The sequence below is a fragment of the Luteibacter sp. genome, assembly GCF_036500425.1.
In the GTDB taxonomy this organism is placed as follows: Bacteria; Pseudomonadota; Gammaproteobacteria; order Xanthomonadales; family Rhodanobacteraceae; genus Luteibacter.
The window spans coordinates 24,068-37,284 of record NZ_DASYCB010000001.1 but is presented as its reverse complement, the minus strand read 5'-3'; the positions used below and the strand labels follow the sequence as shown (position 1 = coordinate 37,284).

Sequence of the window (13,217 nt, the reverse complement as noted above, 5' to 3'; positions counted from 1 at the left end):
GGGTGCTCGCGGTAGACCCGGATCGCGCGCAAGCGCGCTCCTACATAAGGCCGGCGGCCAGGGGCAGGCCCTGGATCAGGCGTTTGGCCAGGCGGGGCTGGCGGAATTGCTCGATCCACCAGGCAAGCGCGCGGCCTTCCGTATCGCCGCGCCAGGCGACGTACAAGGTGTTTGGTTCGCGCGGATCGGCCATGCGCTTTTCGACCAGCTCGCCGGCATCGAGCAGCGCCTTCGCACGCGATCGGGGAACCCAGCCCACGCCCAGGCCATCGCGCTGCGCGAGGATTTTTGCGCGCATGGAAGGCACGGCGAGTGTCTGCTGGCCGCCCAGGGTGCCGTAGCCGCGCGAGGCGCCGCGCGACGAATCCGCCACGACGATCGCCCGGTGTCTCGTCACGGTATCCGTATCGAGCGGCTCTTTCGCCTTGGCGAGGGGATGCCGCGGCGACACGGCGAACACCCATTCCATGACGCCCAGTTCATGCCAGCGCAGCTTGGGGATGGCAGGCGGCTCGTTGGTGGCGCCAACCACCACCTCGGCCCGGCCATCGCGCAGCGCTTCCCAGGTGCCACCGAGGACTTCGTGGGTGAGGCGCAGGCGCACACCGGAATTCAGCGCATCGAAGGCGCGGATCGACGGAAACAGCAGTTCAAATTCCAGCAGTTCATCAGTGACAATCCATAGTCGATCCTCCCAGCCCCCCGCGACCTGTTTCACCCGCTGGGTGAGCCGGTTCACATCCTGCATGAGCCGTGCGGCCTCATTGGCCAGCAATTGCCCGGCGGGCGTGAGCTGCAGGCGGTAACGGCGGCGGTCGAAGAGCAAGGCATCGAAACGATCTTCGAGCTGCCTGGCAGCGTGAGAAAGTGTGGAGGGCGCCTTGCCCAGATGGGCGGCGGCGCGGGAAAGGCTGCCGGTCTCGCGGATCGCCTCGAGCAAGGCCAGTTCGTCTTCCGACAACATGTTCGACCCCATCGAACGTCTGCGACGAGGCGATGGTACGCCAATCGGCCATGAGCAGAGCAAGCTATCGTCCATACCAACCCAACCGGAGCCACACCATGAACCGTTTCACGGGCAAGAACGTCCTCGTTACCGGCGGTACCAGCGGTATCGGTCTTGCGGTCGCCCAGGCATACGCTACCGAAGGCGCTCGCGTCGTGCTTACGGGCCGCGATGAGAAGGCCCTGGCCTATGCCGTGGCCAACCTCGGCGCGGCCACCGTGGCGCTTAAGAACGATGCCTCGAACCTCGCCGACGCCAGGGCGCTCGCCGCCGCGGTAGCCGCGCAGGGCATCAAGCTCGATGCCGTCTTCATCAACGCCGGTGTAGCGAAGTTCGCCGCGTTCGACCAGGTCGACGAGAGCCTTTGGGACCTCACCTTCAATACGAACGTAAAGGGTGCCTATTTCCAGCTTCAGGCCCTGTTGCCGCACCTCAACCAGGGTGCATCGATCGTTCTCAACGGCTCCATCAACGCCCATATCGGCATGCCGAACTCCTCGGTATATGCTGCAAGCAAGGCCGCATTGATCACGCTCGCGCGCACACTCTCCGCTGAGCTCTTGCCGCGGGGCGTACGTGTCAATGTAGTCAGCCCGGGCCCGGTGCAGACGCCGCTGTACGGCAAGCTCGGCATGGATACCGCACAACTCGAAGCGACCGCGGCACAGATCCAGGCGCAGGTTCCACTGGGCCGGTTTGGCCGTCCGGACGAGGTGGCCTCTACCGTGTTGCACCTCTCTTCGCCGGAGTCGGGCTTTATCGTAGGCACTGAAATCGTGATCGATGGCGGCATGAGCCAGCTGTAACTATCCATGCTACGTAGTTATACGTAAGACAGTGACGCACGCGTTCTCTAACCTCGGCGCCGCACCCCGAGGCCAGCACACTGGCTTTATCACGCCAGCGGTACTGCGCCATGGATACGATTCAAATGAACCGACGCGTGAACCTTCGCACGGTGCTTGATGAGCTTGCCGCCGAAGGCATCACGGGCGCGGTCACGCGTGCTTCCGTTCTTGGCATCGACGATCGCGAATTGCTCGCGATGCTGCGCGGGAAGTACATCAGCAACGAAGCCTGCCGCGAAATCGAGTGGTCCATGCAGCGCCGAGAGGGCTGGATGGATGAGGACCACCGCCGCGAATCGCTGGGCTCATGAGGGATGCCGGTCACGCCGGCATCCCTCGATCGGCTTAGTGACCCAGGTCGGAGAGGAAGCGCTTCGTGTACTGCAACGGCGTCGTCGAAGGCAGCGAGTTGCAGGTCGGCGAGGCGGTGCTCTGCGAGCAGGGCGTATCGCGATCCAGTGACCAGAAGTGCACGCCCGCCAGTTTGTTGGTGGCGGCGTAGTTCGTCACCGTGTCGATATCGGCGGTGGTGAACACTTCGCTGGAGACATCGTTCACACCGATCATGGGCGTGATCTCGATCTTGCTGGCGGCGATGCCATAGGTGTGCTGGAGATTGATGACCGACTGCACGGCCGACTGGCCCATATCGCACGCACCATTCTTCACGACGCAGACGCCGGCACCGGCGGCACCGTAATCCATGGCCATCAGGTTGATCGTGTAGTTCTTCAGGCCCGAGGCCTTGACCGCCTTAACTACCGCATCGCCCGTGCTGTTGAGTCCGCCAAAGCTGCCATCGGATGCCGCGAGCGTGGCAAGCGTGAACGAGAAGCGCAGGTTGGGGTGGATGCTTTCGGCGTAAACCGCCTGGCTCACCAGGGCGTTGAGTTGCTGCGGCGACTGACCGCCTTCGATATCGAAATCGATGCCGACCAGGTGCGAGCTATTGTAGCGGTTGATGAACTGCGCCATGCCCGTTGCACTGCCGCAGGTAAACACGCCGGCCTGGCCGCCGGTCGAGACCACGTAGTTCACCCCAGCTGAATTGAGCCGCGCGATGTTCGCATCGGCAAAGGCCTGGCCCGGTACGCCACCCCAGTTCTCCGTGCCGCACTCGCCACTGGCGAAGGCGAGCGTGATGGCGCCGAGGTTAGGCACTTGCGTTGAAACGAGGCTGCCCGCGCCGACGACGGGCAATCGCGTCCCTGTTACCGACGACGACATGATGTTCGTGTTCCAGTCCATGTTGATCGTGACATCTTTGTAGGGGCTGAAGAACAGGGCACCGGCGCCCGGGGGCGGATTGGTCGGCGGGGGATCCGTCGGCGGCGGATCGGTGGGCGGTGTGCCGCCACCGCTACAGGCGCCTTGCGAAGTCCACGGCTGGCCGGAGCCGGTGACGCCGTTATGGGTGGCAGGGTCGTCACCCTGGGTCCACCAGTTGGCCTTGTAGTTGACGCCGTTCTCGCTGGCGAGGTTGCCGCCGGTATATACCGTGCCGGCACTCCATGCGGCAGCGCATGCCGTGGCCGCATGGGCAACGCGCATGGGTACGGCGGCGGAAAGGGCTAGGGCGATGGCAACGCCGAGCGTGCCAGTACAGCTTCCGAAGACAAGACGGGACCGAACACCTGCATTCACGTGCATGACGACTCTCCGTTCGAGTGGTGTTACCGGGTGGTGGGTTCTCCCCTGCTGCCGGCGCCTGCGTTTGGCTGCCCCCGTGACGATGGCGCACGGTCTTTGCGGACGATTCGGCGTGTCTGGTTTAGTCCCGAATGACAACGTTGTCTATTCGCAAGCTGCAAATTTGTGACGTCGCGCATGTACCGTTTTTGTGCACGATATGCGGCAATGCGTCAGGATTTAGCAGACAAAAGCGCGATTCCGGGCGTTGCGCACCGGATCTGTCCTGCTGCGCCGCGATAGCTGGTCAGTGGAACCTGTCAGTCATCCTGTCCACGCATGACAACGTAGTCACCCTGTAGGAGCGCGCTTGCGCGCGATCGCGCGATCGCGTTAAAGCGCGCTCCTACAGATCAACCCAAATCCTTGATACGGATGCTGCGGAACCAGATGCGAATGGGCGGCTTGCCCTTGTCTTCGCCACCCTGGAGCGAGATGTGGCCGCGGGTGAACTTCGCATAGTCTTCCATCTTCGCGAACTTGGTTTTCGCGACGAGCGCCTTCCACTCAGGCGTCCACAACTGCGTGTCGACGGTTTTATAGCCATTCTGGAAGAACTGCATATGGCCGTGGTCGACGATGATTTCGATCTGGTTCCAGTTGCCGTTCTCGCGAACGTTCTCGACATGCGACGAAATAAGGTCGAACAGGTCGCCCGAGCGTTCGTAGAGCGTGTAGCTATCCGGCTTGGTGCAGACAAGGTCGGCGATCTGCATTTCCGGGCCGGTTTCCCAGGTGTACTTGTACTTCGGCGCTTCGCTGACGTTGAACATCACGCCGGCGTCGGCGCAGGCGGTCATCTTCCACTCGAGCTTGAGGTCGAAATTTTCGTACTCCGCGTCGGTCATCAGATCAGCGAAGTCGGCATCCGGTGCTTTCAGGTCGCGATCAAGGCGGATCGCGCCATCGGCCACACTCCAGTCCTTGCCCGTGCCCTTTTGCTGGAAGGAGTGCCAGCCGTTGAGGCTCTTTCCATCGAACAGGAGTTTGAAGCCCTGGCTGCTCTCCGCGGCGCTCAGCGTGTTGGGTGTTTCCGCCGCGTGGACGGGCAGGGCGATGAGGCAGGCGAGGGCAAGGGCCTTCAAGGCGACTCGAAGCATGGGGGACTCCAGCGGGGGGAAGCGCCTGAGCATACAGCCGTCCAGCCGTCCGCACCCGTGCTGGTTTGCCTAGCCGAGAATTGCCCGCGGTATCCCTGTAGGAGCGCGCTTGCGCGCGATGGGTGCTCGCAGCACGCCTGGATCGCGCGCAAGCGCGTTCCTACAGTTTTCGGAATTTCTTGAGTTCGTCCGCGATCTGGGTGATCAGGGGCGCGGTGAGTTCGGGTTCGCGCAGTGCGCGCAGGTGGGCGCGTAGCGCGCGCAGGTCTTGCTTGGCGCCGAGGTTATCGGAGAGTTTCGACATGGCGTGGGTGGACGCCTTGTCGTGTTTCGCGCGGTGGTGGGCGGTCTTGTTCGAAGCATGCAACACGCGCTTCCCATACTGCAGTTGCATACGTAACCGTCGGGCACGCCGACGCCAGCGATGCAGGTTCGTCGGTGTCGCCTCCTTGCGCACACGTTTGCCGGCCTTCACTACGCGTTGTTGCTGCTCATCCAGCGTGGCTTCGATGACCCCGCGTTTCACTAGCCGCCAGGGCAACCGTTCCACCAGGTCGCCCAAGTCGCGGACCGCATGCCGCCGTTTCAGGAAGCGTGGATCCTTGTGCAGCGCCTCGACCAGCCGGCCGTCCCGACGGTGCTCGAGCCGGGTCATGGCGGAAACCCAGGCGGGCGTGGGTCGCGGCCCGGCCAGGCGCTGGGCCAGGACAAGGGCGACGTGAGCGTCGCGCAACGGTGACAAGCCCGTTGCCAGCTTGCCGATGCGGGCCTCGATCTCGCCCAGATCGGCGCCGAAGACGTCGGTGCCCAGGTTCAGCAGGCTCTTGAGCCGGCGCAAGCCCTTGCGCGCCGAGTGGATGCCGCCGTGGCGGTCCCTCGTATTGGCCAGCGCGCGCGCGATGCTGCGGCATTCGCGGGAGGCGAACAGGGCCAGGGCCGTGGGAATGCTTGGCACGCTCTTGGGTGGCATCGGGCTGTGTATAGCACGTGGCGGGCAGCATGGCGGTATTCGGCCATCCTGACACCTGCCGGTCATACATGCTTGCTAGTTGTGGGCGGGTCATGACCGGAGGCACGCGATGAACAGCACCGTCCTGAGCTCCCAGCCCGTCAGCTCCCCGCAGACCCGCACGATCAGCCTCCTGGTGTTCGGGGGTGTCCTTCTCGCCGCCCTGGTCTACATTGGCTCCCAGCTCGGCCATGACCTGACGGTCGCCCCGGCCAGCCCCACCTTCGAATACTTCCTGCTCGGCGTGGCGCTCCTGATCGCGCTTGGCTTCGAGTTCGTGAACGGTTTCCATGACACCGCCAATGCGGTGGCCACGGTGATCTATACCCGGTCACTCCCGGCGACGTTCGCCGTCGTCTGGTCCGGCAGCTGGAATTTCATCGGCGTGCTCATCTCCAGCGGTGCGGTCGCTTACGCCGTCCTCCAGTTGCTACCGATCGCGCTGGTCCTGAACGTCGGCACCGGCATCGGCTTCGCGATGGTGTTCGCGCTGCTGCTGGCAGCGATCATCTGGAACCTTGGCACGTGGTGGCTGGGGTTGCCCTCGTCGAGTTCGCACACGCTGATCGGTTCGATCATCGGCGTCGGCATCATGAACCAGATGATGAATGCCGGCGACGCCAACGCCGCGGTGGATTGGGGCCAGGCGCTGAGCGTCGGCAAATCGTTGTTGTTCTCGCCGCTGATCGGCTTCGCGCTAGCTTACCTGTTGCTGCTCGCGCTAAAGACCTTCGTCAAGGCGCCTGAGCTCTACGCCGAACCGCATGGCGACAAACCGCCACCGTTCTGGGTGCGCAGCCTGCTCATCCTGACCTGTACCGGCGTGTCGATCATGCACGGGTCGAACGATGGCCAGAAGGGCATGGGCCTGATCATGCTAATCCTCATCGGCACGGTGCCGAGCGCCTACGCGTTGAACAAGGCGGTGACCCCCGGTGAAACGCAGACCTTCGTCTCGGTCGCGCACCATGCCAGCGAGACCATGGCGAAATACGCCAGCGGCGCAGCCACCGTGGCCAACCCACGCGCTGAGATTGAACACTACATCCAGACCCGCCAGGCGACGCCGCAGACGCTTGCCGCGCTGAACCAGCTGACCACCACGATCGCGGATCAGGTGGCGCAGCGCTCGTCGCTTGCTGATGTGCCGCAGCATGAGGTGAACAACGTCCGTAACAGCATGTACCTGAGCTCGGAGGCCCTACGGCTGATGGCGAAGGACAAGCAGCCGGCGTTCTCGCCGGAAGACCAGGGTGTGCTCGACAATTATCACGGCCTGCTCGACAAGGCGACCAAGTTCATTCCCACCTGGGTGAAGGTCGCCGTGGCGATCGCGCTGGGCCTGGGCACCATGGTCGGCTGGCGGCGCATCGTGCGTACGGTGGGCGAACGGATCGGCAAGCAGCACCTCACCTACGCCCAGGGCGCCTCGGCCGAGATCGTGGCCATGCTCACCATCGGCGCGGCCGATCGTTTCGGCCTGCCGGTGAGCACGACCCATGTGCTGTCGTCCGGTGTGGCAGGCACCATGACCGCGAGCGGCTCGGGCCTGCAATGGGCTACGGTGCGCAACATGTTGCTGGCCTGGGTACTGACCCTGCCGGTGTCGATCGCGCTCGCCGCCGCCTTGTTCTGGCTGCTACGCCACGTGTTCTAGCGCTGCGACGCACCGCCGCGTGGGCGCCAGAAGCGCTCGCGCCGGTGCTCCTCATGGAAATGCGTATCCAACGGCCGGACCAGGTCGCTGCGCGAAACGATGCCAACCAATCGACGTGAGCCCGGACCATCGACCACGGGCATGCGTTCCAGCTGGTGAACCGCCATGCGCGCAGCCGCCTGTTGGCAGGTATCGTTCGGCTGCACCACTTCCGTCGTCGAACCGGCCAGGGCATCGCCGATGGTTCGCGTCGCACCGGCATCGATCCATGCCTGTAGCGATGCACGGTCGACCATGCCGGTGACGACGCCATCGGCCACCACCGGAAAGGCACGGTGGGACTGGCCGGCACCGAAGAAGGCTTCGAGCACTGTTACCAGCGGCATCGCCGCATCGACCGCCTGCACCTGGGTCGTCATCACCTCGCGCACGGCATGCCGTTCCAGCGGATCAACCCCGTATTCGCGGAAGATGTGATAACCGCGACGGGCAATCTTCTCGGTCATGATCGAGCGGCGCATGGTCACGGTGACGAAGGCATGCGACGTTAGCGTCGCCGCCAGCAAAGGCAACATCGCATGGCTGTCGTGGGTTAGCTCGAAGCCGAACACGATGGCCGTGAGCGGCGCACCCAGCGTGCCACCCAGCGTGGCGGTCATGCAGACCAGCGGCCACAGCATGGGGTCGGCGCCAGGGAGGATCCGGCTGAGCACTACGCCGAGGCCCGCCCCAAGCATCAGCAACGGCGCGAGCACGCCGCCCGAGGTGCCGGACCCCAGCGCCACGACCCACATGATCGCTTTCACGACCAGTAATGAGATGGCGACCTGCATCAGGACGTTCTGGTGGAGCAGGTCGTCGATCACGTCGTAGCCGACACCGAGCGCGCGTGGCTCGATCAGGCCGCCCACACCGATCACGACGCCAGCGAGGGCCGGCCACCACATCCAGTGCAGTGGCAACTTGGCGAACAGGTCTTCAACCTTGTACAGCGCGACAGAGAGTGCCGCCGCGAGCATGCCGGAAAGCAGGCCGGCGATGACGCAGGAGAACAGCGCCACCATGTGTGGTTGCCCGGTTTCCAGCGGAAAGATGGCGCCGGTGCCAAACCACACCGCGCGGCCGAAACCAGCGACCGCGCACGACACTGCGACCGGAATGAAGCTGCGTGGGCGCCATTCAAACAGCAGCAGTTCGACGGCAAGGAGTACGGCTGCCAGCGGCGTACCGAACACCGCGGTCATGCCGGCCGTGGCGCCGGCGACGAGCAGGGTCTTGCGCTCCGCAGCGGTGAGGCTGAGCGTCTGCCCAAGCATCGAGCCCAGCGCGCCGCCGGTCATGATGATCGGACCTTCCGCGCCAAACGGGCCGCCACTGCCGATCGCGATACCCGAGGCCAATGGCTTCAGGATGGCCACCTTCGGCGACATGCGGCTCTTCCCAAACAGGATCGCCTCAATGGCCTCGGGAATACCGTGGCCGCGGATCTTCTCCGTGCCGAAGCGTGCGATCAGGCCGATCAGCAAGCCACCCACGATCGGAATCGCGATCACCCACGGCCCCAGCGTGTTCAACGCCGGCGAGCGATCGGCGAACGAGAAGCTGCCGAAGAAGAACAGGTTAGTGAACAGGTGGATCAGGTTGATCAGCACATAGGCGGCAAGCGTGGAGAGGATGCCGACGGGTATGGCAAGGCCGGCCATCAGCGGCATGCGCGGATTGGCGAAAAAGTCGCGACGGGAAGTGTCGTGGTTCATGAGTCTTGGTGGGGAAGGTTGGGGATAAAAAGGGTGCCGTGCAGCGATTGCAGTTCGGCGCGGTGCAGCGCAGCCAGTTTCACCAGCATCGCTTCGCCGTCCCGCGTGAGGCGTACCTCCACGACGCGGCGATCTTCGTTCGACGGCGTGCGTGTAACGAAGCCGAGGTCTTCACAACGGGTCACAAGCGCTACAACGCCGTGGTGCTGCGCCTGCAAGCGCTCGGCCAGTTCGCTGACAGACGCCCACTCACGGCCCGGATAGCCTTTGATGTGCAACAGCAGGAGGTACTGAAGCGGCGTGAGCCCAGCTTCCTTGGCCGCGTTCTCCGAGAACCGCTCGAACCGGCGGATCTGATGTCGGAATTCCGATAGCTGTTCGAAGTCGGCCTTTGCAAGGCCGGCGGATTTCTTAGATGACGTCATGGGAGTAACGGAACCGATGGACGCCGCAAATATATCACAGTGTGATGTATATGTTTTTTTGCAACACGGGCCGGGCGCATTACACTTGTACAAGAACTTGGACAAGTTGAGGTGGATATGCGTGCAATCAATTACTCGGAGGTGAGGAACAACCTGGCCACGGTGCTCGATGCAGTGGTGGATGACGCGGAAGTCGCTATCGTCACCCGACGCGGTGATCCGGACGGAAGCAGGGCGGTGTATCTCGTGCCTGCCCGCATCTGGGAGAGCATGGAAGAGACGGCCTATCTGCTCAGTGGGGCCAATCGCGAGCATCTTCTCGAGAGCTTGCGGCAGGGGCGGGCCGGCGAGGCGACCGAGCGTCAGCTTATTGATGTGGATGAGTGAGGTCGCATGGGACGCAAGCTCACTTTCACGCCGAGAGGATGGTCGGACTACGAATCGTGGCTACACGACCGGAAGATCATGGCCCGCGTCAACCTGCTGATTAAAGAGTGTTTGCGCACGCCTACTGAAGGCATAGCCAAGCCGAAGCCGTTGCGAGGCGACCTGGCGGGTGCCTGGTCCCGGCGAATTGATGACAGGCACCGACTTGTCTACCAGTTCACGGATAGTGAACTCGAGATCGTCGCATGCCGGGCATGATCGTGCCGCGATAGGCGAAAAACAGTGAGCGAAGGCCAGGGGTGCGGGTACGCGTGGACATACCCGGCATCGTACGCCGTCAGGCCTCGGGGCCGTCGGCCTTCTTACGGCGGCGTTTTGGCGCAGGCTGGGCGAGCAAGGCCTGCAGGTAGGTCACGCCTTCTTCTTCCGGGAACCAGGCGACCACATCGGCCACGGTGAGGTTATGGCGCATGCGCAAAGCCTCAAATGCAGTGCGGGCTTCGGCCAGGGGATCCACGCGCACGGTTTTGGGTCGGCCGGGTTTGCGTTTCTCGACGACCGCTTCCTTGACCACGGCCTTGGCGGCATCGCTAGCGGCGACGTTCTGGCGGTCGAGGGCGGCGAGTTCGTCCTGGAACTGTCTGAAATCGTATTTTCCGGACGAATTCATCACTTCAGTCGGTTACGGTATGGACGACAATTGTGGCATGGCCAGATGTCGGAAATTTGAGAATACGGGCCAATATGGCACCCGGGCGTCTCAATAATGGCTCGGTCAGCCGGCGCGGAAGGTCACCACGAGCACGTCCCGATGTGAGGCGCTGGCGGCGTTCAGCGGGGTTACCGGGGTCACGCCATGGAACACCCGTGGGTCGTGGATCAGTGCCGAATCCAAAGGCTTGGCGAGGGTGAATTCGCCGAGCGCGCGCCCATCCGGTGCATGGATGGTGGTGGTGCCACTGGCGATATTCTCGCGATCGACCAGCAGGACGAGGACGTAATCCACGCCATCGCGGTGGCTGCCTTCGGGCGTGGGCTCCCCGGCGGCGGCGGCGGTGGCTTCGATGCGGAACTGGTGCGCCTCGATGTGCCAGTGCGGCACGTCGGGCGAGAGCCCGCCGAAGAAATCCCGACAGAAATCCAGGATGGCTCGCATGCTCGCGCCCGTGGCGATTTCCGGGAGTACCGGCTCGAACCAGCGCTCGATATCGCCTTGCAAGGTGTTGTAAGCGAGGGTCTGGAAGTGCGCCTGGTGCGGGCGCAGTTCGACATGACCAAACCGCTCGGCGGCGTAGACCGCGTGCCGGCGGCGACGGAAACGCCCTGTGGCTGCGAGGTAGGTATCCGGCTCCAGGGCATGCCAGCTCGCCGCAAAGGCTTCCCAATCGTCGAGCGAGGCAACGTGGCTCACCAGCTCGCGCATGGTCTCGCCGTGGACGAAGGCGAAGCCCTCGTCGTGCACCTGGTCGTGGAGGGTGAGTTCGGTCGCTTCGAGGGGGGCGTTCATCGGCGCAGTATACGCCCGGCCACCGGGCCGGGCTGCGGTAAAGCGCGCCGCGCCGCTGCGCTACAGGGTTTTCAGCCGCTGGGGCTTGTCCAGCGCAGCGAGTAGCGGGGCATCGCGTCCATAGATGTCGTTCTTGTAGGCAAGGCGGCCGTCGTCGTCGATGTCCACCGTCCAGTATGCGAGCAGGATCGGCACGGTCGTCGGCAACGTGACATTCTGGGTCTTCCCGGTAGCGATCCGTTCGTCGATCGCATCGCGGGTCCACTTCTCATCATCGTTGAAGAGCAACTGGACCAGGTCGAGCGGATGCTCGACGCGGATGCAGCCGGAGCTGGTGTCGCGTTTGGCCTTCGAGAACAGTTCCTGGTGCGGGGTATCGTGCAGGTAGACGGCGAAGGCGTTGGGAAAGCGGATGACGACTTGACCAAGAGAATTACCGGGCCCGGCATCCTGGCGCAGGGTAATGCTGCGCGGGCTCGACCAGTTCACGCTGCCGGGCGATATCGTGTTCCCGGCGCTGTCGAGGACGCGGATACGGTTGTTCGCCAGGTAGGCAGGATTCGCGCGAATCTTGGGCAGCACATCGTTTTTCAGGATCGTGGGTGGAATGGTCCACGTCGGGTTGAACGTGATGTAGGTGATCTGCGAGCGAAAGATCGGTGTGCTGCGGTACGGTTTACCCACCTGTACCCGTGATTTCCAGACCGGATGGCCATCGCGGTAATAGGTCACCTTGAAGCCTGCGACGTCGACGACCACGAAGGTGTCGGGCAGGGCATGCAGTAGCCAGCGCGCGCGTTCGAGGTTGGCGCGGACCTGGCCGATGCGCTGCGCGAGGGACACGTTGAGCGCTGCAAGCGTGTCGGCTCCCACCGCGCCATCGACATCCAGGTAATGATCTTGCTGGAAGCGCTTTACAGCGTCGGTGACGGTGTTGTCGTAGTGCTGCCCCTGGGCAAGCGTGGTGTCGAGGTAACCGCCAGCGACCAGGCGAGCGCGTAGTGCGCTCACACGCGGATCCTTCATACCAGGCTTCAGCGACGGGCCATCGGGCACGGTAGGCCAGTCGCCACTCGCCGCCGTGGCGCGCAATTGCACCAGGCCGTCGCGGAGCTTCGCGTACAGCGGGTTTTGCGGCCGCGCCATGGCGAAGGCCTGGTCGACTGAGCGCTCGTCGATCGAGGTCTCCAGCATGGCCAGGCCCTGCTGCGGATCGATCGCCAGGGGATCGATGTTCCAGACCGGATCCAGCCGGGCCGGGTCCACCTTGCCGCGCGCCAGCTGGACCAGGGCGGTCATGTAGGCGCGGGTGGCTACGAGGTCAAAATCGGCATGTTGGGCGGGACTGGCGTCGGCGAAACCGGGGGCCTGGCGGATGTTGCGCAAGGCATCCAGGCCATAGTCCTGGGGTAGGAGCCCGTCAGCCTCGACCGAGGCCAGCCCGGCAAACAACTGGTCGACGTTCTGACTGTCCGACCAGGCCGGGGCATAGTGGCGCTGCATGTAGAAATCCGTCAGGGCCTGGCCGATCGCGGCCTCCTGCCGGGTCAGCGGGCCGCCCTGGATCGGCGCCATGGCGACGATCCGTGCGTAAATCGCCTGGGCGGCCGGGTCATCGGTCGGCGGCGGCTGCGGCACGCTGGACGCCACGGATGAACCGGGTGCTGGCGCGACGATCGGTGGAGGAAGGGCCGCCGAGGCGGCCGTGGTCGGGCTTTGGGCCTTGCCGCACAAGGGCAGGGCCAGCAGAAGGAAGATCAGTACCGAGGCGCCACGAGACCGCTTTTCCATAGTCATTGTCTATTGCTTCCCATTTTTTACGCGGTGATTCC

General features: G+C 63.9%; 14 protein-coding genes. 5 read left to right on the top strand and 9 right to left on the bottom strand.

The window, feature by feature from the left end; genetic code table 11:
* Positions 1-40: 40 nt before the first annotated feature.
* Positions 41-964 carry a LysR family transcriptional regulator gene (locus VGN46_RS00210; RefSeq protein WP_331639362.1) on the bottom strand — a complete coding sequence of 308 codons (924 nt, stop codon included), beginning with the start codon at positions 962-964 and terminating at the stop codon, positions 41-43.
* 98 nt (positions 965-1,062) lie between these two features.
* Here VGN46_RS00210 and VGN46_RS00205 point away from each other — a divergent pair, with 98 nt between their 5' ends.
* Together VGN46_RS00205 and VGN46_RS00200 are read left to right on the top strand one after the other, a co-directional pair.
* The gene (locus VGN46_RS00205) at positions 1,063-1,812 is read left to right on the top strand and encodes an SDR family oxidoreductase (protein ID WP_331639360.1); all 750 of its coding nucleotides are present in this window, start codon (positions 1,063-1,065) and stop codon (positions 1,810-1,812) included.
* Between the two features lie 125 nt (positions 1,813-1,937).
* Positions 1,938-2,165 carry a hypothetical protein gene (locus VGN46_RS00200; RefSeq protein WP_331639358.1) on the top strand — a complete coding sequence of 76 codons (228 nt, stop codon included), beginning with the start codon at positions 1,938-1,940 and terminating at the stop codon, positions 2,163-2,165.
* Positions 2,166-2,199: 34 nt separating this feature from the next.
* Here the strand turns inward: VGN46_RS00200 and VGN46_RS00195 are convergent, their stop codons facing one another.
* The 3 genes from VGN46_RS00195 to VGN46_RS00185 form a co-directional block, all read right to left on the bottom strand.
* On the bottom strand, positions 2,200-3,504 hold the full coding sequence (locus VGN46_RS00195) for a carbohydrate-binding protein (RefSeq protein ID WP_331639356.1): 1,305 nt from the start codon (positions 3,502-3,504) through the stop codon (positions 2,200-2,202).
* A gap of 392 nt (positions 3,505-3,896) precedes the next feature.
* Positions 3,897-4,643, bottom strand: coding sequence for a DUF1080 domain-containing protein (locus VGN46_RS00190; RefSeq protein ID WP_331639354.1), 747 nt, complete (start codon positions 4,641-4,643; stop codon positions 3,897-3,899).
* 160 nt (positions 4,644-4,803) lie between these two features.
* Positions 4,804-5,598: a CHAD domain-containing protein gene (locus tag VGN46_RS00185; protein ID WP_331639352.1), complete on the bottom strand. Its 795-nt coding sequence runs from the start codon at positions 5,596-5,598 to the stop codon at positions 4,804-4,806.
* 124 nt (positions 5,599-5,722) lie between these two features.
* On the opposite strand from VGN46_RS00185, the gene VGN46_RS00180 reads away from it, so the two are divergent.
* Positions 5,723-7,309, top strand: a complete 1,587-nt coding sequence (locus VGN46_RS00180) for an inorganic phosphate transporter (protein WP_331639350.1) — start codon at positions 5,723-5,725, stop codon at positions 7,307-7,309.
* Here the strand turns inward: VGN46_RS00180 and VGN46_RS00175 are convergent.
* Together VGN46_RS00175 and VGN46_RS00170 are read right to left on the bottom strand one after the other, a co-directional pair.
* A complete protein-coding gene (locus VGN46_RS00175; RefSeq protein ID WP_331639348.1) occupies positions 7,306-9,066 on the bottom strand; it encodes a chloride channel protein in 1,761 nt (586 codons plus the stop codon). The genes VGN46_RS00180 and VGN46_RS00175 overlap by 4 nt on opposite strands.
* Complete coding sequence (locus VGN46_RS00170; protein WP_331639346.1) at positions 9,063-9,491, bottom strand: MarR family winged helix-turn-helix transcriptional regulator; 429 nt, start codon at positions 9,489-9,491, stop codon at positions 9,063-9,065. Before VGN46_RS00170 ends, VGN46_RS00175 begins: the two co-directional genes overlap by 4 nt.
* A 117-nt stretch (positions 9,492-9,608) precedes the next feature.
* On the opposite strand from VGN46_RS00170, the gene VGN46_RS00165 reads away from it, so the two are divergent.
* Complete coding sequence (locus tag VGN46_RS00165; protein WP_331639344.1) at positions 9,609-9,878, top strand: type II toxin-antitoxin system prevent-host-death family antitoxin; 270 nt, start codon at positions 9,609-9,611, stop codon at positions 9,876-9,878.
* A gap of 6 nt (positions 9,879-9,884) precedes the next feature.
* Positions 9,885-10,136 (top strand): Txe/YoeB family addiction module toxin, encoded by a 252-nt coding sequence (locus tag VGN46_RS00160; RefSeq protein ID WP_331639342.1) that lies wholly within the window; start codon positions 9,885-9,887, stop codon positions 10,134-10,136.
* A 79-nt stretch (positions 10,137-10,215) separates the two neighbouring features.
* Here VGN46_RS00160 and VGN46_RS00155 read toward each other — a convergent pair whose 3' ends face one another.
* From VGN46_RS00155 to VGN46_RS00145, 3 genes are all read right to left on the bottom strand, one after another.
* The gene (locus VGN46_RS00155) at positions 10,216-10,548 is read right to left on the bottom strand and encodes a 2-hydroxyacyl-CoA dehydratase (RefSeq protein ID WP_331639340.1); all 333 of its coding nucleotides are present in this window, start codon (positions 10,546-10,548) and stop codon (positions 10,216-10,218) included.
* Between the two features lie 105 nt (positions 10,549-10,653).
* Entirely contained in the window at positions 10,654-11,385 is a 732-nt protein-coding gene (locus tag VGN46_RS00150; protein ID WP_331639338.1) for a 2OG-Fe dioxygenase family protein, read from the bottom strand.
* Between the two features lie 60 nt (positions 11,386-11,445).
* Positions 11,446-13,182: a L,D-transpeptidase family protein gene (locus tag VGN46_RS00145; protein WP_331639336.1), complete on the bottom strand. Its 1,737-nt coding sequence runs from the start codon at positions 13,180-13,182 to the stop codon at positions 11,446-11,448.
* Between the last annotated feature and the right edge of the window lie 35 nt (positions 13,183-13,217).